The sequence below is a fragment of the Rubritalea tangerina genome, from assembly GCF_042683245.1.
In the GTDB taxonomy this organism is placed as follows: Bacteria; Verrucomicrobiota; Verrucomicrobiia; order Verrucomicrobiales; family Akkermansiaceae; genus Rubritalea; species Rubritalea tangerina.
The window spans coordinates 1-20,847 of sequence record NZ_JBHUJB010000072.1; the positions used below are offsets into that span (position 1 = coordinate 1).

The following is a 20,847-nucleotide window of genomic DNA, read 5'->3' on the forward strand; positions in this document are numbered from 1 at the left end:
ATGGATCGAAGAAGTCGTAAGTCGCTGATGGATAAACTACAGCTCCTTAAGTGAACGCGCATGGGTATTTTCCAGAAACACGCCTTTTCAAGAAAACTGAGTGGGAGGTTTCGTAGGTGTCTCAAATAAAAAAGTATTAAGCTGTGATAGTTAGTAAAGTATTAGAATTGGATGAGGCGAAGAAGCTTTTGTCTGCGATTCAGAAGCCAGGGAAAACATGTCGTTGGGAGCCTAATGGTGGCTGCAATGGTGTCTCTAAAGAAATCATCCATGAAGATTTGATCACGGCTGACTTGGATAAGTTCGTCATTCCTAGAGGTGCTTCTTGTGCTGACATCTGTGCTGATAAAGAACTTGAAAGCTCACAGAGTGTAATAGATCAGAATGTTGTTTATTCTAAATGGCATATTTGGGAGGAGGAGGGGTCCAACCAGACTTTAAAATTCGTCTATTTTTCTAAAACAGCCAATAGGCCTGTATCGGTTATGCTTCGCTATACAAATGATGGCGTCATCAGAGGGGAAGAAGACTTCCCCTCTCTAATGTTTAATGTCAGTTCTACTGGTCAGGCTTTAGGGCGTTATGTGCGTAGTGGTGGTGATATTCCTGAGGTTGAATTTGATGATAAGAGTGACGTTTTTTTTGAGTCATTTGTTCAATCCTATAAGGAGTTCACCAACTCATTGTTGCTCAAGGTTGGGGAAAACCCTACTCAAAAACAGCAAGAAGGTCGCTTTCAGTATAGCCACTGTGGTAATTCACTGTTAGAGGAGTTGGTAGCCATTGAGAGATGGGCTAAAGATTGGATAGATAAAGACGCCTTAGGCAACAAGTTCTATTACTCGCGATTAGGAATCGGAGGACATAGATGGTTCTGCGAAGGACATGTTCACGATTATTCTGAAACATTGAATCGAGCTTTAGCTGAAGTTCGAGAGAATTCTTTTGCTGCACAGTATGAACTAAGATGGCATGAATTACACCCTGAATCGTGGGCTAAGAGAGAGAAACGTCGGAAAAAGCTGAAAAAAGAAGAGCTTCAGGATCTGGGTATTCTCACATTGGAGAACGGTTTTGAGGTATCAGTAAAGATCGAAATTCTCGCAGAAGGTTATCGCTATTATCTCGACTTTTTCGATAAAGACGGGATGGGGTATTTCCCAGAAACACGTCTTTTCAAGAAAACTGAGTGGCTTGTGTGATGGAGGTTTTTTTGTAAGATTGGTTGGCAATATCCCATTGAAGGACGGACTGTAGCGGATTCTGGGTAGTCTAGGGGCGGGGGGCGTGATGTTATTGGGGGATGAGGAGTTTTGTCCACTGGACGACTGGGGACAGTCGTCCCTGTCGGAGGTAAAGGTGATGGGTGTCTCTGTCTGGAGAGGGGAGAGAGGGAGTTAGGGGGTGGGGTTATCGATGATGGGGAATCGTTCTTTAGCGATTTTATGTTTTTGCATGAGTGTTTTGATGGTGCCGTTTTGGTAGAGTGTGAGGAAGGTTTTTTCGTAGTGTGCTTTGAGGTCCTTTTGGTCTAGGGCGAAGCCTGGGTAGACATTTTCGGTGATGACGCCATCGATAATGACCCATTGGTCTTGCATATCGAGGAGGTTCCAATAGGTGGCCATGTCCTTTTTATAGTCGAGCACGGCATCGACGCGTCCCATTTTGAGCATTTTGAGCATGGCTTTGAGGTTGGGTTGCTCTGAGTAGGTGATGGGGTTTGAGAAGTAGCGGTCGAATCCGTAGGCGGTACGGGCGACAATTTTTTTATGGGTGAGGGATTGTTTCCCGTTCCAATTTTTGGCGAGTTGCTTGGAGACGGCGGCGCTGACGGAGTCTGAGTCTGTGGGGAATTTGGCGAGTTGTTGGGCTGGGAGGTTAGAGGGGTAGGCTCCGAGGAGGATATCGGCTTCTCCTTTTTGGAGCATCATGATGGAGCGCTTGAAGGGGACGAACTCGAATTTGAGTTGGTATTCGGGTTTGGGGAAGATGGTTCTGAGGAGGTCGATGTAATAGCCACGGGAGTCTTTAGCGGAGTAGCCCTGCCAGACATCTGTAGCGACGATGATCTCTCTGGCATGGAGGGGGATAGTGAGGGTGAAGAGGGCGAGGAGAAGGCATTTCATGGCATCTGGGAAGATAGCGTGAAATGGTCTAAGCAGGGAATGAAAAAATGCCAGAGTTCGGCGATGTGGACACAAAGTAAGCGCTTTGAAAACCCTGAGTCTGGTCGTGAAGATACAGTACTCAAGGACCGTGGTTATGAGGTATCACAGCTCAATCATTTTTTTAGCCTGAAGTCTTTCAGACTTCTGGTCTGGTTTTTGCAATTACCCAGAGTTGGCTATGCCACTCTGGGCTTGGAGCCGAAACCTCGATGAGGTTTTCCAGCAGTCTGAGCAAGGCTCGTGAGTGAGCGTTGCTGAGGTAGTGGCTAAAGTAATCCCTTGGAAAATCCTAAGGGGATTTGAATCCCCAAGCTTAAGAGTCGTGCCGCGAGTGAAAACCCTGAGTCTGGTCGTGAAGATACAGTACTCAAGGACCGAGGTTATGAGGTATCACTGCTCAATCATTTATTAGGCCTGAAGTCTTTTAGACTTCTAGTCTGGTTTTTGCAATTACCCAGAGTTGGCTTTGCCACTCTGGGCTTGGAGCCGAAACCTCGATGAGGTTTTCCAACAGTTTGCATCCCGTTGGGATTGTTGGAAACTGTTGGGGTGAGCAAGGCTGTCAGCGTTGTGAGGTGTGTTGGTTGCCCTTCCCAGGTTTTTACAGTCGGGTTGACCTAGGACTGGGAGCGTCTAACTGGTTGGGATGCGGGGGGCGCAAGGCTGTCAGCGTTGTGATGTGTGTAGGTTGCCCTTCTCTGGTTTTTACCTTCGGGTCGGCCTTGGGCTGGGAGCATCTATCTGGTTGGGATGCTGGGGGGCGCAAGGGCGTCAGCGTTGTGAGGTGTGTTGGTTGCCCTTCCCAGGTTTTTACAGTTGGGTCGGCCTAGGGCTGGGAGCGTCTATCTGGTTGGGATGCGGGGGGGGCGCAAGGATGTCAGCGTTGTGAGGTGTGTTGGCTGTCCTCCCCAGGTTTTTAAAGTCGGGTCGACCTTGGGCTGGGAGCATCTATCTGGTTGGGATTGGGGGTGTCTTAGCCTTTGGCGTCGAGGTATTTCCACTGGCCTTTATGGCGGCGGAAGCGTGAGTGTTCGTAGAGTTCACGGAGTTGGCCATCTTCGTGGCATTGGGCGACGAATTCAACTTTTCCTTTATTATCTTTGGGGCCGCCTTTGCTAGAGCTGAGGATATTGAGTGAGCGCCACATGGCGGTGGGTAGGAAGGATTCGAGTTCAGCGCGCAGGTTTTTTTCTCTGGTATCTGGGTGGGTGGTGCTGACGAGGAAATCTGGGAGCCGGAAGAAGAATGCGCTGTAGCGAGCTCGCATGAGTTGCTCAGCGGTTTTGGGTTGGGCTTTACCGATGTGGTAGGGGCGGCAGCAGTCATTGTAGGCTTGTTGGGAGCCGCAGGGGCAATCAGAGCGGAGTCTGATACGCAGTGGGCGATCTTCTTGTTGGTCTTGGTGGTCCATGGGATGGATTAGTTGGTTGGGACGAGGACCCAGACTGGGGCATTTTTGCCGATGACTGACTTGCCCTTGGTCACTTTCCATTCATTACCTTTTGGGTCTTCGATGAGGAGGTCGTTGGCGAGCGAGACTTTACGGGTGATGACGTCGTGTTTGAGTTGGTTGAGGAAGGAGAAGAGTTGGGTGCGTTGGAGTTGTGAGCTATGGATCTCGATGTCTCTATGGCCGAGTGGGGTCATACCATCGGTAAAAATATTCCAACCGCCCTTGGTATCGGATTCGAAGAGGAGGCCGACCCAGAGTTGGGTGGGGACTTTGGCATCTGAGTCGTGTTGGTATTGGGCTTGTTTAGTGAGGCTAGTGGGGGAGTGGACGATGGAGGCGTCTCCCCAGTAGAGGCCTGCGGTATCGTGGGTTTCGGTGAAAGCTGCGAGGGCCTTGGTGAGGTCGAGGGTGGCGTGCCAGGGGATGCGGTGGATGCTATTACAGGAGATGGTGTAGTTTGCCTTATGGGCGATCATGGATTTTTCAGCATCTGGCCAGTGGAGGGAATTATTCGAAGCATATCGGATATCATCTTTTGGGATGGGGATGGTTTCGAGAGTGGCGACGAATCGGGATCGGCCGATGCGCCAGGAGAAGGCGAGGGAGTCTTGGTTAAATTTGAACTCGTGGATGTCTTTTGGTGACTTGAGTTGGAACCATTTCACGAGGGAGGCTTTGAGGGCCTCAGTAGTGGCGGGAGTGGTTTGGTTAATGCAGAGGAAAGCGAACTGGACTTCAGGGGCTTTTCGGAGTGGGACGAGTCCTTTTGTGGGGATGTCTGCGGGTGTGGTTTGGGCGTTGAGCAGTGGGAGGATGAGGAGGAGTAGGATTCCTAGAGTGCGCATGATGGGTGTGTGTTTCTGGGCTGCGGTCTGAGGGTGGATCGCGAAGTGGTATGAGTGGTTAGCGTGGGAGGAGGAGAGCTTCTTTATCAAGTCCTGTGAGTTTTTCCAAGCCATTGATCATCATGTAGAGGATGTAGCAGGCGACGACCATCATGGGGACACCGATAGCGAGGAAGCCCCAGAGGGTGATGCTGCCGACGATGCCATTGTATTCTTCTTTCCAGTTTTCGATATTGGGTGAGAGGTCACCGAGGAAGTAGTGCGCGAGTCCGAGGTTGAGCACGGCGCTGAGGCAGAAGGAGCCGAAGAAGTAGAGGGTGCATTTCCAGATGAGTCCGTCGTATTCGGAGATGGCATTTTTTTCTGCGACGGTTTTTTCGATGCGTTTGATATCGAAGATGGCGTCGTTGTAGATGAAGGTGCGGAAGAGTGGGCTGGTGGAGCGTCTGGTGATGAGGAATAGGGAGCCGAGGATGAGGGGTTGGACGGCTTCTTTGATGCCAAAGATCCAGGCGACGTGGGGTTTGGCATTTTCGTTGTACCAGAGGTAGATAGTGATGAGGCCAGTGAGGAGGATAGCCCCCATGCCGACGGCTGAGAAGATATTGAGGGTGCGGTGTTTGAGCCAGTGCCAGATACCGTAGCCGAGTGGGAGTGCGAGTGCGGCGACCATGGCCCAGGTGGGGCCGAGTTGGTAGAGTGCGTCACCTTCTTTACTGAGTTTACTGAGGATGACGGTAGGGAGGAGGACATTGATCAGGATATTGACCAATGGGTTTTCTTCTTTGGCAGCAGTCATATGCGCCGCCAGTTGTGGCTTTCCTTTGCGGAGGATGCAAGCGGGAAGTCGCAGTTGCGGGAGAAGCTGTCTCAGCTGGGTTTTGTGAGAGCGTGGGGGGGGCGCATCACGGTCTGAATTATTTTAAACCTGAAATCTTTCAGACTTCAGGTTGATTTTTGAAGGTCCTCAGAGTGGGCTTTACCACTCTGGGCTTGGGGCCGAAACCTCGATGAGGTTTTTCAACAGTGAGCATCCGCTGGGATCGGGGGGGAGTGGGACGGCAGTGTGTTACCAGAGGTAGGCTTTGGCTGGGTGGTGGTTAGAGTGGGCGGATCCAGATATTGCGGAATTCGATGGGGTCGCTATGCCACTGGAGTCGGATGGGTGCCTTTTCTGGGTGTTTCTCTGGGTACTTTGCGAGTTTTCTAAAGACGGTAGGTCCATAGAATTTTTGGTGGTTGTGGATGACGACACCATTGTGGATGACGGTGACATAGGCGGGGCTGATGAGTTTACCATCTTGGTATCTGGGGGCAGTGAAGAGGATGTCATAGCTTTGCCACTCGCCTTGGGGTGAAGAGGCATTGACGAGGGGAGGGGTTTGGCCGTAGAGGGCACCGGCTTGGCCATCTGCGTAGGTGACATTGGTATGGCTTTCTTGGACTTGGATTTCGTATTTATCCATGAGGAAGATACCGCTATTGCCGCCTGCTTGATTTTTGATTTTACGGTTGGCGGGGACGCGCCATTCGATGTGGAGTTGGCAGTCAGCGAAGTGTTGTTTGGTGTGGGTATTTCCTGGTGAGGCGATGAGGATTCCGTCTTTTACCTTCCATTGTTTGGTGAATGCTGAGGCGTCAGTGCCATTGAAAAGGACGATGGCATCGGCTGGGGCAGGGGTGGTGATAGCTCCATTTGTTTGAACTTTTTGTGGGGTGGGTCGGGTGCCGTCATGGACGACATAGTCACTCCAAGGTTGCTTGGGTGTGTTGGGCTTTTTACCTGGTTCCTGGGCGTAGCTAGAACAGGTGAGGGCGATTCCTAAGGAGCATATCAGTGGGTAGTTCATAGATTTGAGGTGTTACTTTTTATTTCTATTATACCATCTCTCGACTCGGAATAGACGAATGGAGTGTGGTTGAGTCTTGTGAAGTTTGCGCTTCGCGATTTTAGAGTAAATCGGATTATCTTACAGAATGTCATCGTTGTCATTCAGTTCTGATGCCCACATCAGGCCTTCACTCCGCCTTGATATTCTACAAGCTCATTCCGACCATTCGTTCATTCCGTTTCGCTCAATGGTATTAGATTGTTGAGTGCGTCCGAGGTAGGGCCAATTTTCGTATTGGTCACCGTGGTTGGTCATACGGAGGTCACCGGTGGTGGTGAGTTTTTCGAAGAGTTGATTTTTGAGTGTTTTGAGGGTGTTTTGGAATTGTGGTTTATGGGCGATGTTATTGATTTGGTGAGGGTCGTTAGAGAGGTCATAGAGTTCATCTTGAGGGCGTTTGGCGCAAGCGAGCTGATAGAACTGGGAGTATTTACTATCATCTTTATGTTTGAGGATGAAGGATTTAGTGGGGCTGTCGTCGATGTCTGCGTAGTTGCTGCGTTTTTCACCGACTGGGGCCCCTGCTGGCCATCGATTTGGTTTAAAGTTATGGATGTAGAGGAATTGGTGGGTGCGGATGGCGCGGCAGGGGGCGCTTTGGGAGCCAGACTCTTGGCAAGGCGTGTGACGTTCTTTGCCGGTGATTACGGAAGCGCGTTTGTTTTGTGGGTCGGAGAGTTGGTTTGATTGTAGAATGGGGAGGAGTGAACGGCCGTGCATGGGGGCGGGAGGGGAGATGTTAGCGGCTTCGAGCAATGTGGGGGCTATATCTGTTAGGCTAACAAAGTCGGTGAAAGTGCGGTTGGTATGTTTGATTGCGTTAGGCCACATGATGGCGAGTGGGACGCGCGTTCCGAGGTCGTAGAGGTTACTTTTTCCTCGTGGGAATGGCCATCCATGGTCACTGGTCATGATGACGATGGTATTTTTTAAGAGGTCATTATTTGCGAGGAGTTTGAGGAGGTCACCGACTTGGGAATCGAAGCGTTGGACTTCGAAGTAGTAGTCGCAGATATCGGATTGGATTTCTGGGGTATTTGGCAGGACGGGAGGGACGCGGACTTTTTTGGGGTTCATGCCGCTATTGATGCCTGAGCCTTTTTTATAGGAGCGGTGTGGGTCTGAGGTACCAAACCAGAAGCAGAAGGGTTGATTGGGTGGGAGGGATGTAAAGAAGTGATCTGGGGATTTGTAGATTTTACCGGCGGCTGGAGGCTTGGCATCTTTACCAGGGCCGAATGCTTTACGGTAGGAGCCGACGTGGTAGCCGGCGCGTTCGAGTATTCTGGGGAAGGTGTGTTCCCCTTGGGGAAAGTGGCTCCAGAGGTTGGCGCCTTGGCCTAGGCTCCAGTGGTATTTTCCGGTGAGGATAGCGTTACGAGAGGGGGTACAGGATGGGGATGAGACGTATGCGTGTTGGAAGAGGACACCTTGTTTTGCGATGTGGTCGAAGTGTGGGGTTTTGACTACGGGGTCATGGTAGCTGCTGGCGTGTGGCCAGCCCCAGTCATCGGCGATGCAGAAGACGATGTTGGGTCTTTGCTCAGCCGAGGAGAGGCTTGTGATGAGAAAGAGCAGGATGAGGTGTTTGAGAGTCATACAGGGATGGATACTGATCCATGGTAGTGGAATGTTACACGCTGTGCGACATAGGTTCATATCCTTTGCGTCATTCTTGATTGGGTGTGAGGGAGCTCATCCAATCGACGAGGGCATCTAATTGTTTGTCGGTGAAGTTTTGGCCGAGGGCTGGCATGATGGGTTGGTAGCCGGTTGGGAATTCGTGGCTTGGATGGGTGATGGCGCGGCGGAGGTATGCTTTATCGATAGTGATGGTCGTTTCTGCGCCATTTCGGATGACTTTTTGTGATTTTCCGATGAGGCCAGCGAGGCCGGGGCCGACGAGTTTCTCAGTGCTAGTTTTATGGCATGACTGGCAGTTTTCGGCAAAGAGGGTTTTAGCGAGAGTATGGGGTGTGATGGTGGCTTTTTTATTGGGAATGATGCGGGTGGGATTTTTGGGTGGCGCCAGTGTTTTGCCGAATTGGTTAGTGGGGATATGGTTGACGGTGGTCCACCATTCTGCGGCCCATGCTTTTTGTGTGTTAGAGTCAATGAGATCTGGGAAGAGGATTCCGTGGACGACGTAACCAGTTTTTATGTTAGGAATTTCTAGAAAGACATGTTTTCGGTCATTGGAGACGGTGGCGGCGGTGACGGTGAGGTTGTGGCGGTCGATTTTTGGGCCACCGTATTTGATGGTAGGTTTGTAGGTATAGGAATCGATTTGGTAGAATGCTGGGTCCCATCCGAGTCCTTCTGCGAGTGGTTGGGTGAAGGTCAGTTTGAGGCCGTTGGTAAGCGTTTGGACCGAGTGGATTTCGAAGGTAGTTGTGGGTGAGAATGCGATACGCAGGAGGCCGTTACGTTGGCCATTGCCCCAGTTTCCACGATCGCCAGCGATGCCTGCGATCAGGTTACCATCGGGAGTGAGGGAGAGTCGGTTGATGCCGCCGCGGAGGTTTTGTGCGAAGCGGAAGACGGTGCCTTGGATTTCTCCATTGATGGATTGGAGAGAGACGCGTTTGAGGCCGCCGTGGTGGATATCACCAAAGATGAGTTGGCCAGCGTAGGGGCCATGGGTGAGTTCGAGTGGTTGGGTTGGTGAGTTACCGATTTCATTTTGTGGGAGCCAGGCGACTGGTGGGCTGACTGGGAGTGAGCTCATGGGGTGCGGGGGGGAGTATTTATGGTTATAGAAGCGACCGGGTCGGACGTCTATGAGTTTGGAGGCGGGCAGGTAATCGCCTTGGTTATCGGTGAGGAAGAAGTGTTTTTTATTGGCACTGAGGGCGAGTCCGTTAGGTGTACGGAAGCCAGCAGCGAGGACTTCGTAGGTACCAGTTTTTGGATTAATTTTGATGAGTGTACCGCGGTCTTTTTGTTGTGGGTTGGTTGTGGCGCCTCCTTTATTGACTGCGATGGCGAGGGCGACGTAGAAGTAGCCGTCTTTGTAGATGGGGCAGAAGGCGAATTCGTGGAAATTTCCTGAGACATCCCAGGCGTTACAAACGACTTCATAGGCATCGCAGGTACCATCATTGTTGGTATCTCGGAGTCGGGTGAGTTCTTGTTTTTGTTGGACGTAGATGGTGTCGTCTACGACGCAGACACCGAGTGGTTCGGCGAGGCCTTGGGCGAAGCGATGGATGGTCATTTTCTCGCGCGGGCCACGGTAATTACGGATGAGGTAGACTGATCCCCATTTGTCCCATGAGCTGACGACCATGGTGCCATCGCTGAGGTAATCGATGCCGGTGACGCGGAGGTCGAGGCCTTCAGGCGTGAGGTCTGTGACCTGCATGGAAGGATGGGGGGCATTGAGTTTTTGGAGGACTCCGGGGCGCTTTGGAGTACGTGGGGTGACGAGTTTGAGCAGGTGGGTATCGCCTGAGAGTGTGATGGATTTGAGGTCCATGACGGCTCGAGTGTTGAGGGAGAGTGGGTCGATACTGAGGGTTTGTGATCCTTTATTGAAGTGGAAGGTGCCGACGGTTTGTGTCTTGAACTGGCTCCAAGATTTTGTGTCTTGGACGGTGAAGTTGTGTTGGTCATTGCCGAGGCTGACTCGGCATGTGGTGCCGGCTTGATCTTGGTTTGCATAGGTGATGCTGAGGGTGACCGAGCCTTTGGAGGTGGCTGTGAATTGCCATTCAGGAATAGAGTTTGGGGAATGCCAGAAGCGAAGGAGGTTGTTGTTCCAAGTGAGTTCTCTACCGCCGTTGGGGCCGCGTAGGGTGGCAGTTTCTCCAGTGATTGTTTTGGCAGATAGTGGGGCAGTGATGCAGGTGATGAGAAAGAGAATGGCTTTCATGGTGGTGAGAATTGAAAAATGTTAGAGGCTAGTAGTTACCGTGCGATTTTGGGCGAGGTTGAGCGACTGGCAGGCTTGATTGTTATATTTCCAATGGAGGCCGGCAGCAGGGGTGAAGGTGACTTTAGAGCCGAGATGGGCAGGTGTGAGGCGGATGGACCTACTGAGGGTTTGTTGGTGCCACTGGGGGATTTCTTCGATAGTAGCGAGGTGGGTGCCGGAGGAGTCTTTGATAGCGTAGCGCAGGATGATTTTATCTTCTTTAAAGGAGTGAGAGAGGAAGTGGATGGAGCCCAGGGGGGTAGAAAATTCAGGCTTTGCATTTACTAACAACATGTTTCCATTGGTGGTGGGTTGTGGTCCATGCTTCCCGTTGTAGACGGCACCGATGAGGTTGACTGGTGGGGCTTGGTGGGATTTCCAGGCGAGTCCGATGGAGGCGATTCCGGTGTCGTATGAGATGGCGTGTGAGTCACTGAGGAGGATGGTGAGCATACGTGGTCTGTCATTGATGACGGAACGGAAGACACTGGGGGTGGGTTGATTTTTGAGATTGGTGACTTGTTGTTGGAAAGTATTTGCGATGAGGGAATGTGGCAGCAGGAGGGTGAGCAGGCTGAGTGTCCAATAGGGTGTCATGGTGTGGATGAATGGGTAATGGTTGAGATCTCTAGGGTGAGATGTGTGTTGGTATTGGTGTTACAGCGCGCTGGGTGAAAAGTTACGGAAAGAAATGGCTGGGTACAAAAAAAGCAACGCTCGTGAGCGAGCGTTGCTGAGGTAGTGGCTAAAGTAATCCCTTTGAAAATCCTAAGGGGATTTGAATCCCCAAGCTCAAGAGTCGAGGCGCGAGTGAAAAACTAGGGTCTAGTCGTGAACATACAGCACTCAAGGCCAAAGGTGGATAGGCATAAGGATCTACATCATTTTTTAAGCCTGAAGTCTTTCAGACTTCTAGTCGGTTTTTGCTAGTCCCCAGAGTGGGCTCTGCCACTCTGGGCTTGGAGCCGAAACCTCGATGAGGTTTTCAACAGTCTGAGCAAGGCTCGTGAGCGAGTGTTGCTGAGGTAGTGGCTAAAGTAATCCCTTGGAAAATTCTAAGGGGATTTGAATCCCCAAGCTTAAGGGTCGTGCCGCGAGTGAAAACCTAGGGCCTAGTCGTGAACATACAGCACTCAAGGCCAAAGGTGTATAGGCATAAGGATCTACATCATTTTTAAGCCTGAAGTCTTTCAGACTTCTAGTCGGTTTTTGCTAGTCCCCAGAGTGGGCTTTGCCACTCTGGGCTTGGAGCCGAAACCTCGATGAGGTTTTCAACAGTCTGAGCAACGCTCGTGATCGAGCGTTGCTGAGGTAGTGGCTAAAGTAATCCCTTGGAAAATTCTAAGGGGATTTGAATCCCTAAGCTTAAGAGTCGAGCCGCGAGTGAAAACCTAGGGTCTAGTCGTGAACATACAGCACTCAAGGCCAAAGGTGGGTAGGCATAAGGGTCTACATCATTTTTTAAGCCTGAAGTCTTTCAGACTTCTAGTCGGTTTTTGTTAGTCCCCAGAGTTGGCTCTGCCACTCTGGGCTTGGAGCCGAAACCTCGATGAGGTTTTCAACAGTCTGAGCAAGGCTCGTGAGCGAGCGTTGCTGAGGGGTGGGAGGAGTGATTTACTTGGTTTCGAGTTCTTTGAAAGTCCAGGGGGTGGTGCGTTGTTTGATATCGCTGCGGATTTGGGAGACATGTTCTGGGCTGATTTCCTTTTTCCAGGAGGCCCAGCGGAAGCCGAGGTAGTTGGCGAGGTCAGCGATTTGTTGGTCGTCGTACATATTTTCGAGTGGTGGCATGATGCCGGCGGAATAGGTTTCGGCGTTACCGAGTGGGCCTTGGATGCCTTTGAGGAGGACTTTTACGAGGTAGTCTTGGTTTTTGAGGCGTTGATTTTTTGAGAAGACGGGGGCCATGAGGCCGGAGTCATCACGGAGTCCATTGATACCATCGCCATGGCAGTCGACGCAGAATCCGGCGTAGGTTTCGGCAGCTTTTTTAAATTTTTTGAGGTGATGGGGGAGGGCGTTTTGGTGTTTAGTTTGGAGTTTTATTCCTGAGTGATGGGGGTGGAGTTGGACGAGTTGTTTACGTGCTTGGAGCCAGGTATTTGAGTGGAGGGTAGAGAAGCTGGCGTAGAGTTGGTCGATGACCAGTGGGGAGGGGTCATTGAGCATGTTGAGGAGGGGGGATTGGAGTTCTTTGTATTGTGGGAGGTACTCGGTGGCTATGGCAACCGCATGGGTGCGGACGTTTTCGTTAGAATCCGCTAACATATTGGTGAGGTCATCTAGAGTGAGAGCATCATAGGCTTGGAGGCAGCGCATGGACAGCAGCCGTGCGAGTGGTTGTTTGTGGGTGAGGGTTTGGCGCAGGGCAGGGAGTGCGGAGTTATCGTTACGCAGGACGATGAGTTTATGGGCGGTATCACGCCACCAAGCATTTGGGTGGGAGAGGTATGAGACGAGTTGTTTACTAGAGAGGTCATTGAGCTTAGGTTGCGGGTCTAACAACGATTTATCATCGGGGACGAGTCGGTAGATACGGCCGCGGCTATTGACCTGAAGCATGCCCCAATCTTTGGTGCGGTGGTATCTTTCGAGCCATCTTTGGTTTGGGTCTTTAGTGCGTTCGGTGGGGAACCATTGAGATTCTTGGATAATACCTCGGGACATGTCTGCGATATAGAGTGCGCCATCGGGCCCCATGTCTGTCCAGACTGGGCGGAAGTAGGTATCGGCGCTGCGGATAAATTCAGTGGTTTCAAAGCCTTTAGGAACGACGGCGCTGCGGGTGCCATTGTTGTTATGGAAGTCGACGAGTTTGACCATACGTCTGACGGGGTCAGGGATGGCGTACATTCCGTAGAAGGGCTGGAGTTGGGGGCTACGGATGATGGTTTGGCCACCAGTGGATGTGACATTACGGCCGGGGTCGGTGGCGTCATCGACATCGCAGGTGAAGTGTGCTTGATAGATCTTTGGGTCTGAGTGGGGGGTGAGGATGGGAAATCCACCGAGTGAGTGCCATCCTTTGACTGGGATGCTATTGCCGCTGCCGTAGATGCGACCTAGGTCATCTCTTGTGAGGCCCCATTGGCCGTAGCGGCCGAAGTTTTTTTGGAGTTCGAGTGTGCCAGCATTATAGTGGTAGATTTGTCCGGTGGCGTAGATACGGTTATCGGCGTTCCAGACGAGGGCATTATCTTGGTGCTCGATATTTCCGCCGACTTTACGTCCTTGGTAGGCGACTGTTTTTTTATCGGCGACTCCATCTTTGTTAGAGTCGAAGAAGGCATAGATTGTATCGTTGTGTGAGAGGCGCACGAGGATGCGGTCGTGGAGGGCGAGGATGGAGCGTGGCATGAGCAGTTTGTCAGCGAAGACTGATCGATGATCCATTTTTCCATCTCCATTGGTATCGGTAAGTTTGACGATGCGGCATACGGGTTGGTCTTGGCCGGTACCGTATTGGTCTTGCATGTAGGTATTCCATTCGCAGACAAAGAGTGCGCCTTGTGGGTCAAAGGTGAAGCAGACAGGTTCTTGGACCATGGGTTCGGAGGCGACGAGTTCGATGTTATAGCCATCTGGAACTTCGATATGGCGGAGGCTCTCCTCGGCGCTGAGTGGGAGGAGGGTGCCATCTGTTTGTCTGTTAGGATTGTTTGTTTCAGCAGCGAGGGTGTGCGCGATGAGGGCGAGGGAGAAGAGTATTGAGTAAGTGGTCATAGATGAGGATGGATTAGAAAGGATAGGGTGTGAGTGGGAATTAGGACAGGGGGGACTGTTGTGAATTTCTCAATTCGCGCGGTGATTTTCCGCAGTATTGTTTGATAAGGCGTGAGAAGTGGTATGGATTTCTAAAGCCGCAGAGGAAGGCGATTTCACTCACTTGGAGAGCAGTTTCTTTTGTCAGTTCGAGGCCACGAATGGTTCGGATCTTCCAGAGCAATTTACTGGGTGAGGTTTGGAGTTCTTTCTGGAAAAGTTTGGTGAGATGGTTGGCAGTGACATGGGAGGCGGCGATCGCTTTTGGGAGGCAATCATGGTCTGCGTATTGGTTATGGAGGACGTTGAGGGCTTTGTGAACGGGGCCGTGGGTGAGGGATGAGAATTGGGTGTACTCTGCCATATTGAGGTATTCAGCGACGGCACATTCGGCAAGGCTTTCGAGGAAATGGCATGCACTTTCTGAATGGGTATGAGGGATGGAGAAACCTGCTTCAATGAGTGCTTTGAAAGCAGGTGACATGGGCAGGCAAAGAGGAGCATCTTTGGCAAGTTTTTGGGTATTTTTTGTGAGCAGTTCGCAATTGAATGCCATCCAAAACTGATGGGTTTCAGTTTCTTTGGAGAAGTGTCTGGTGACATCGACATGGGGTGGGAGCAGGCATACATTGCCCGTTGATACGGTGACTGAGGTATTATTTACATTGAGTATCGCCGAGCCATGGGTGATTCCAAAAAGTTCATAGAAATCATAATTTGTGAGAGGCCAAAACCCACCCGGTTTGTAGATGACTTTGCCAAGTCGGCAGTCACCTGAGTAACGGACTAAGTCGATGCTATCTCTCAAGTATGGGTCTGAATAGAGTGGTGTGAGCATGGATATGTGAAGCTGGAGTGAGAAAAGTGGGGTGTACATGCAAAAGCATGTCGATGCGTACCTGGGATAGGTATGTGCCCGGTGGGTGCATTTTCAATCGTGCCTGAAGCTGATTGACTCGTCGAGCAATCAAGAGGTTGCCGAGAGTATGAGCCCCCAGAGTTTTGAATGGTCGTGCTGGCCGGAGAGGCATTGGGGTGCTGCGTTCTCGCGATGTTGGTGGGCCTTGGTTCACCTGAGAAAAACCCGAAATACGAAACACAATATGAAACTACAAACAATCATAGCGAGCTGCATGTTGGGCAGCTTAGCGCAGGGGGTGCTATATGAAAATGTTAGAGAGAGTGGGGTGGTGAATGGAGTAGAGATTATAAACAAATAGAAAATTGATAGAGTAATGATAGAACGACGAGAATTCATATTGGGTCTAGCACAGGTGGTCATAGCGGGAGCGATGGTTCCGAGGGTTTATGGTGCGGGGACGGGTGATAAGCTATTTGACATCTCTTTAGCGGAGTGGTCGTTGCACCGGACGATCCATGCAGGAAAATTAGATAACTTAGATTTTCCGAGGTATGCGAAAGAGGAATTTGGGATAGGTGCGGTGGAATATGTGAATGGTTTTTTTTATGACAAGGCGAAGGACAAGTCGTACTTGGGGGAATTGAAAAAGCGGGCTGCGGATGTGGGGGTGGAGAATGTATTGATCATGGTGGATCGGGAGGGGCACATGGGGGGAAAGACGCGCGCAGAAACTGAAAAGACGGTGGAGCGGCACAAGAAGTGGGTGGAGGCTGCGAAGTTTTTGGGTTGTCATTCGATACGGGTGAATGCGCATGGTCACGGTGGACGTGAGGAGGCTGGGAAGCGAGTGGCTGAGGGCTTAAGGTTGCTATCTGAGTTTGCGGAGCCGATGGGTGTGAATGTCTTGGTGGAGAACCATGGGGGATTGTCATCGGATGGCGCGTGGTTGGCGGGTGTCTTAAAGTCGGTGGGGATGAAGAACTGTGGTTCGCTACCTGACTTTGGAAATTTCCACAGCTATGACCGTTATCAAGGCTTACGGGACTTGATGCCATTTGCGATGGGAGTGAGTGCGAAGAGTCGGGTTTTTGATGCGGATGGGAATGAGGCTGAGACGGATTTTCGCAAAGCGATGGAGATCGTGCTGGCATCTGGGTTCAAGGGGTATGTTGGAATTGAGTGGGAGGGAGGGAACATTTCTGAGCAAGAAGGGATTCGGAAGACCTTGGCTTTATTAGAGAAAGTGCGCTCGGAGATGTTGGCGCAAGGAGGGAAGTGAGAGAGGCGAGAGAGGGTTTGAGTTAGGTATACATCTCTGCTGGCTGAGAGGTTACGCAATTTAAAAAGAAAAGATTTATCTCTCGAAGGAATGAATGATCCCTCATAGAGTGAGAGTACTGGATGCGTCACATAGATGAGGCACTGGGCAGTAGAGATGAGTGATACGGATCGTAAGAAAGAGGATGCGAGAGTGGATGAGGGGTCGTTGGATTACGACCGCTTGGTTGCTGTTTATCAGAAGCCTCTGTACTTTTATATTCGCTCGATGGTTTTCAACCCTGAGGACGCGAGGGATGTGTTACAAGATGTGAACATCATTTTGTTCAAGAAGCAGAGTTATTATGTGATGGGGACAAATTTTAAAGCGTGGGCATTCTCAGTGGCACGTTTTGAATGTTTGAACTATCTGAAGCAATACAAGCGGGTGCAGTGGGATGTTCTAGAGTCAGAGTTGATCGAAAACATTGCAGACTCGGCTGATGGGAGGGCGATGGAGGTGGAGATGTATGGTGTGGCATTAGAGGCGTGTTTGGGGGAGTTGAGTGATGAGGCTCAGAGTTTGGTGGAGGAGCGTTATCAGAATAAGACACCATTAGAGACGGTGGCGGAGCGGTGGAGTACATCGGTGGGTGCGTTGAAGCAGAAGTTGATGCGTGCGCGAGCGAAGTTAAAGTTATGTGTGTCTGGGAGGGTAGAGACGGCACGGTCCGAGGAGCCATCTTTTACCAAACCGTCATTCAAGTGAGAGCAATGTATTTTCATTCAGACAGCATGGGGTGGGTGACGCGAGAGCGCGTGAGGGGTGGGACTGCAAGCTCGTGGTTTAGAGTTGGGTCCTGTAGTTTTCTGGAATCGGGCAGAGGTATTCTCCGTAACCTTGGAGAGATTTGGATGTATAATCAATGAAGGGCATGAAAAGCGACTGGCAAGAGTGGATCGAAAAGATAGAGAACAAGGAGGTCACCGAAGAGGAGCTTCGGGATTTTCGTGCAGCATTGGAGCGGGATCCAGAGCAGATGGATGGCTACTTGGAGGCTCTATTGTTAGAGACGAGTTTGGATTTGCAGGGAGGGTTGAATCGTCCGGAGAGGGAGAGTGAAGGGGGGGCGGCGAGGTGGTTGAAAGGCTACTGGGTACCGCTAGGATTGGCGGCAGCGTTGGCGGTGGGATATTTTTTGCCGAATCCGGTGGAAGAGTTGGAGCCTGAAGTGGTGGTGGTTGCTACGATAACGGACACGAATGAGGTTGCGGATGGTGTGGGATTGAAGATTGGTCAAGGTTTGGAGGCGCGGCGTCTATCGATTCCTGAGGGGGCGCAATTGGGGATAGCGATGCGTGCTGGGGCTAGGTTGCACATCAATGGTCCTGCGGAGTTTGAGTTGGTAGATGCGCAACGCATAGCGCTGAAGAAGGGGCGTGTGCAGACTTATGCACCGACGTATGCACACGGGTTTACCATTGATACTGATGATGGGAAGGTGGTGGATTTGGGGACGAAGTTTGTGACGAGTACGGGGACGTCGATAGGGACGGAGGTGCATGTGAATGAAGGTCTTGTGGAAGCAGAGGTGAAGGGGGGGATGCAGCGTTTATCGGAAGGTCAGGCTGGCATTTTAAAGGATGGCGCGCTGGTGAAGACGGATTTTTTGGCGCACCGATTGGAGGTTCCGTTAGATCCTATTTTACCTGATAGTGATGGGGATGGGGTGAGTGATGTGATTGAGCTTCATTACGGGAAGGATCCGCATGATGCGAATGACACACCTCGTTTGTTGAGGATGGAGGAGAGTTTTGTGGGTTATGCGGAGGGGGAGAGAAAGGATGAGCCCTATCAGGGGTATGGTAAGATAGAGCGATGGGCAGGTCGTGGCATTTTTAGAGATGAGGGACTAGGGTATGTTCAGGGGGAGGAGCGTTTGTTGAGCAAAGGAGGAGGGTTTCAGACCATGGGGGTGGGGCATGTAGGTAATGCCTTGGATTTACCCGAAGGTTTCTTACCTAGTGAAGGCGTTGTGTATCTTAGTTTTTTAATGCAGCAGCGTGAGCCTAAGTCAGGAGGGGCGTTTGGGGGATTAATTTTGTATGAAGGCGCATACAAAGAACGTTTATTTGTAGGGGATTTGAGTCCGTATGATGCTTATGGTTCACGCTATAATGAGGAGGCGAAGCAAGATAGTTTTGAAGTTCCGAGTGATTCGGCGGTGCATTTATTTGTGGTACGGATTGACCAGACACGGAAGTTGACGGACATCTTTATAGATCCTGATCTGAGTGTGGAGGAGGAAGATATGGAGCCTGTGATGCGCTATCAGGGTGCTCCCCCATTCAGTAGGATTACGTTACGTTCAGGAAATGGGGGGATCCATCGGGTAGATTTTGACGAGATACGTGTGGGTTTGAGCTGGCGTTCCGTATTACCACTTGAGCGATAGAGTGGTGTTGGAGGTGTCTTTTTGAAAAAAGATCCGTAACCTTTAGTGGGTGTGTCTGTATGTGGGTGAAGGCCAAGAAATTGGCAAACAAACGAAGATACACTATGAAAAAAACACTATCATTGGCTGTGGCTTTAGCGAGCTGTTCAGTCGCGGCAGCAGGGGTCCTCTCATTTCCAGATTACACGAAAAGTACCGATGGTAATGAGACATTTGCGAGTCTCTTTCCAGGGCAGACGTTTAGTTATGATGAGGGCGTTGTTTACTTTACGGTAACTATGAACTTCAGCAATCCTACCAACCCGGGGGTGCTTGACACCTCGGGAAGTTTTGGAGGATGGAGTCATTCGGCTGGGGATGTATTTGGTCAACTCTGGGAGCAATCTAACATCGGTTTTAACTACTATGGGAACAAAGACCTGGGTAGTCCGGCGACGGCGATACCGATGGATACTGATTTCACCTTGGTACTTGAGTATGACTTGGGGGTATCTGGGTCTGCAGACCCGGGCACTGTGAAAGTATGGTTGGATCCTGCACTGGGGACAGGCAGTACTCCAGTGGCTGATTACGACGAGCCTACGAATACATGGAATGCGGGTGTGATTGATAGCAATGGTTTTACATTTCGGAGGGGAAATGGTTCAGAAAACGTGATTACTTTTTCGAACATGGCACTCTATGACAATGGGGATAGCCCATTTGCGGTGGCGTCTGTTCCTGAGCCCAGCAGCAGTGTGTTGATTGGGCTTTCGGGCTTAAGTTTATTGAGCCGTCGTCGCAGGCGCTAGTGCGGTATCAGCTAAGTCTTCAACATCGTTTTTTAGTATTAAGTTGAGGAAGTGGCTCCTGTTAGTCGCTTATTTCATGAGGCTCGGGTTATTTTCTGATCAACATTGTTCTTCGGCAGTCCGGAATGTCTATTCAGGACTGCCTCTAGCCTTATTGATCAGGAAAATTCCCTTTCGCAATGATGTTCATTACTTCTCTGACAGCACCCTAGAGGGGGGGGCTGAGGGTCTGGCTCAGGCTAGGTTGATTGTTTTGGGCCAGATCTTTTCTTTTCTCGATGAGCATTAGCTGTTATGTCTGCTAATGCTATGAAAGTAAGAGCTCTATCTTTTCTGTTAGGTTGTATAATGACGAGCGCTGCTGTGGCGGAGATGTATCATGTATACATTGGCAATGGTGGGACGGACGGGATAGCGAAGGTGGTATTGGATACGGAGACTGGAGCGTTTACTCATTTGCGGATAGTGACACCTGCGCACACGCCAAATTTTATGGTGTTTAGCAAGGACAAGCCGTATTGTTACAGTACGAACCGCAGTAAGGATGTGGATGGGAAGCCGAGGTTAGGAGGGGTGTCAGCCTATTTACGCACAGCAGATGGTACATTAGAGTTGTTACAGAGTCGGTTGACTGGAGGTTCAGGTGCATGTCACGTTAGTTTAGATCGCAGTGGCAAGGTTTTGTTAGTAGCGAATTATGGGAGTGGGAGTTTAGCGAGTTTCAAGGTGAAGTTAGATGGGAGTTTAAGTCCAGCGGTGAGTGTGCCTCAGCACAAGGGGAGCAGTGTGCATCCGAAGAGGCAGCAGCGGCCGCATGCGCATTCGATTTATGCGAGTCCGGACAACAAGCATGTGTATGCAGCGGATTTAGGGACGGATGCGATAGAGGTGTATGACTTAGATGTGGAGACTGCGGAGATTAAGTCGATTGGGAGTTTCAAGGTTCCGGCTGGAGGAGGGCCGCGGCACATGTGTTTTTCTCACGACGGGAGCATTATCTATGTACTCAATGAGCTGAGCACGAGTATCACGATAATGGACAGGGATGTGGAAACTGGGTCTTTGGAGGTGAGGAAGACGGTGTCATTGTTAGGTGAAGGAGAAGGCGAGGATATGACGAGCTCTGAGATTCGTATGAGTGATGATGGGAGGTTTATGTATGCAGCGAACCGGGATTTGGCAAACAAGGGGCGTGATTCTATATCGGTATTGGTAGTGGATGGTGAGGGAGGTTTGAAGGTGATTCAGACAGCGGCAGCAGGGGTGTGGATTCCCCGGCATTTTGACATCACTCCTTGTGGGAAGAACTTGTTAGTTGCGGGTCAACGCTCGAATTTTGTTGTATCGCACAAGCGCGACACAGAGGCTGGTACGTTGAGTGCTACAGGGAAGCGCGTGGCAGTGAAGGCTCCGATGTGGATTGGTTTTGTTCCCAAGTATTGAGA

The 20,847-nt window shown here is 50.7% G+C and carries 16 protein-coding genes; 6 read left to right on the forward strand and 10 right to left on the reverse strand.

Annotated features, from left to right (window positions below):
• Positions 1-143 precede the first annotated feature (143 nt).
• A complete protein-coding gene (locus tag ACFSW8_RS14420; RefSeq protein ID WP_377178590.1) occupies positions 144-1,202 on the forward strand; it encodes a hypothetical protein in 1,059 nt (352 codons plus the stop codon).
• Between the two features lie 195 nt (positions 1,203-1,397).
• Here ACFSW8_RS14420 and ACFSW8_RS14425 read toward each other — a convergent pair whose 3' ends face one another.
• The 10 genes from ACFSW8_RS14425 to ACFSW8_RS14470 form a co-directional block, all read right to left on the reverse strand.
• On the reverse strand, positions 1,398-2,126 hold the full coding sequence (locus ACFSW8_RS14425) for a substrate-binding periplasmic protein (protein ID WP_377088060.1): 729 nt from the start codon (positions 2,124-2,126) through the stop codon (positions 1,398-1,400).
• Between the two features lie 1,015 nt (positions 2,127-3,141).
• The gene (locus ACFSW8_RS14430; protein ID WP_377178592.1) at positions 3,142-3,579 is read right to left on the reverse strand and encodes a YchJ family protein; all 438 of its coding nucleotides are present in this window, start codon (positions 3,577-3,579) and stop codon (positions 3,142-3,144) included.
• Positions 3,580-3,587: 8 nt separating this feature from the next.
• Complete coding sequence (locus tag ACFSW8_RS14435; RefSeq protein WP_377178594.1) at positions 3,588-4,466, reverse strand: DUF4261 domain-containing protein; 879 nt, start codon at positions 4,464-4,466, stop codon at positions 3,588-3,590.
• 58 nt (positions 4,467-4,524) lie between these two features.
• The gene (locus tag ACFSW8_RS14440) at positions 4,525-5,265 is read right to left on the reverse strand and encodes a VC0807 family protein (RefSeq protein WP_377088068.1); all 741 of its coding nucleotides are present in this window, start codon (positions 5,263-5,265) and stop codon (positions 4,525-4,527) included.
• 301 nt (positions 5,266-5,566) lie between these two features.
• Positions 5,567-6,316, reverse strand: coding sequence for a 3-keto-disaccharide hydrolase (locus tag ACFSW8_RS14445; RefSeq protein ID WP_377088069.1), 750 nt, complete (start codon positions 6,314-6,316; stop codon positions 5,567-5,569).
• Between the two features lie 195 nt (positions 6,317-6,511).
• On the reverse strand, positions 6,512-7,957 hold the full coding sequence (locus ACFSW8_RS14450; RefSeq protein WP_377178596.1) for a sulfatase family protein: 1,446 nt from the start codon (positions 7,955-7,957) through the stop codon (positions 6,512-6,514).
• A 70-nt stretch (positions 7,958-8,027) separates the two neighbouring features.
• A complete protein-coding gene (locus tag ACFSW8_RS14455; RefSeq protein ID WP_377088074.1) occupies positions 8,028-10,232 on the reverse strand; it encodes a DUF7133 domain-containing protein in 2,205 nt (734 codons plus the stop codon).
• A 21-nt stretch (positions 10,233-10,253) separates the two neighbouring features.
• Positions 10,254-10,871, reverse strand: coding sequence for a hypothetical protein (locus ACFSW8_RS14460; RefSeq protein WP_377088075.1), 618 nt, complete (start codon positions 10,869-10,871; stop codon positions 10,254-10,256).
• A 1,017-nt stretch (positions 10,872-11,888) separates the two neighbouring features.
• Entirely contained in the window at positions 11,889-13,997 is a 2,109-nt protein-coding gene (locus ACFSW8_RS14465; RefSeq protein ID WP_377088079.1) for a DUF7133 domain-containing protein, read from the reverse strand.
• Between the two features lie 40 nt (positions 13,998-14,037).
• Positions 14,038-14,874, reverse strand: coding sequence for an AraC family transcriptional regulator (locus ACFSW8_RS14470; protein WP_377088080.1), 837 nt, complete (start codon positions 14,872-14,874; stop codon positions 14,038-14,040).
• Between the two features lie 397 nt (positions 14,875-15,271).
• On the opposite strand from ACFSW8_RS14470, the gene ACFSW8_RS14475 reads away from it, so the two are divergent.
• The 5 genes from ACFSW8_RS14475 (at position 15,272) to ACFSW8_RS14495 (ending at position 20,845) form a co-directional block, all read left to right on the forward strand.
• Positions 15,272-16,177: a sugar phosphate isomerase/epimerase family protein gene (locus tag ACFSW8_RS14475; protein WP_377088082.1), complete on the forward strand. Its 906-nt coding sequence runs from the start codon at positions 15,272-15,274 to the stop codon at positions 16,175-16,177.
• 156 nt (positions 16,178-16,333) lie between these two features.
• Complete coding sequence (locus ACFSW8_RS14480) at positions 16,334-16,924, forward strand: sigma-70 family RNA polymerase sigma factor (RefSeq protein ID WP_377178598.1); 591 nt, start codon at positions 16,334-16,336, stop codon at positions 16,922-16,924.
• Positions 16,925-17,090: 166 nt separating this feature from the next.
• Positions 17,091-18,611 (forward strand): FecR domain-containing protein, encoded by a 1,521-nt coding sequence (locus ACFSW8_RS14485; RefSeq protein WP_377088085.1) that lies wholly within the window; start codon positions 17,091-17,093, stop codon positions 18,609-18,611.
• 104 nt (positions 18,612-18,715) lie between these two features.
• Positions 18,716-19,402 (forward strand): PEP-CTERM sorting domain-containing protein, encoded by a 687-nt coding sequence (locus ACFSW8_RS14490; protein ID WP_377088087.1) that lies wholly within the window; start codon positions 18,716-18,718, stop codon positions 19,400-19,402.
• A 309-nt stretch (positions 19,403-19,711) separates the two neighbouring features.
• Positions 19,712-20,845 carry a lactonase family protein gene (locus tag ACFSW8_RS14495; RefSeq protein ID WP_377088091.1) on the forward strand — a complete coding sequence of 378 codons (1,134 nt, stop codon included), beginning with the start codon at positions 19,712-19,714 and terminating at the stop codon, positions 20,843-20,845.
• The last annotated feature ends 2 nt before the right edge of the window (positions 20,846-20,847 follow it).

Bases quoted from the DNA above. Each gene is read 5' to 3' on its own strand.
- ACFSW8_RS14495 (WP_377088091.1), top strand. From the start codon at position 19,712: ATGAAAGTAAGAGCTCTATCTTTTCTGTTAGGTTGTATAATGACGAGC.
- ACFSW8_RS14450 (WP_377178596.1), bottom strand. From the start codon at position 7,957: ATGACTCTCAAACACCTCATCCTGCTCTTTCTCATCACAAGCCTCTCC.
- ACFSW8_RS14485 (WP_377088085.1), top strand. From the start codon at position 17,091: ATGAAAAGCGACTGGCAAGAGTGGATCGAAAAGATAGAGAACAAGGAG.
- ACFSW8_RS14465 (WP_377088079.1), bottom strand. From the start codon at position 13,997: ATGACCACTTACTCAATACTCTTCTCCCTCGCCCTCATCGCGCACACC.
- ACFSW8_RS14440 (WP_377088068.1), bottom strand. From the start codon at position 5,265: ATGACTGCTGCCAAAGAAGAAAACCCATTGGTCAATATCCTGATCAAT.
- ACFSW8_RS14445 (WP_377088069.1), bottom strand. From the start codon at position 6,316: ATGAACTACCCACTGATATGCTCCTTAGGAATCGCCCTCACCTGTTCT.
- ACFSW8_RS14455 (WP_377088074.1), bottom strand. From the start codon at position 10,232: ATGAAAGCCATTCTCTTTCTCATCACCTGCATCACTGCCCCACTATCT.
- ACFSW8_RS14435 (WP_377178594.1), bottom strand. From the start codon at position 4,466: ATGCGCACTCTAGGAATCCTACTCCTCCTCATCCTCCCACTGCTCAAC.
- ACFSW8_RS14425 (WP_377088060.1), bottom strand. From the start codon at position 2,126: ATGAAATGCCTTCTCCTCGCCCTCTTCACCCTCACTATCCCCCTCCAT.
- ACFSW8_RS14490 (WP_377088087.1), top strand. From the start codon at position 18,716: ATGAAAAAAACACTATCATTGGCTGTGGCTTTAGCGAGCTGTTCAGTC.
- ACFSW8_RS14475 (WP_377088082.1), top strand. From the start codon at position 15,272: ATGATAGAACGACGAGAATTCATATTGGGTCTAGCACAGGTGGTCATA.
- ACFSW8_RS14430 (WP_377178592.1), bottom strand. From the start codon at position 3,579: ATGGACCACCAAGACCAACAAGAAGATCGCCCACTGCGTATCAGACTC.
- ACFSW8_RS14480 (WP_377178598.1), top strand. From the start codon at position 16,334: ATGAGTGATACGGATCGTAAGAAAGAGGATGCGAGAGTGGATGAGGGG.
- ACFSW8_RS14460 (WP_377088075.1), bottom strand. From the start codon at position 10,871: ATGACACCCTATTGGACACTCAGCCTGCTCACCCTCCTGCTGCCACAT.
- ACFSW8_RS14470 (WP_377088080.1), bottom strand. From the start codon at position 14,874: ATGCTCACACCACTCTATTCAGACCCATACTTGAGAGATAGCATCGAC.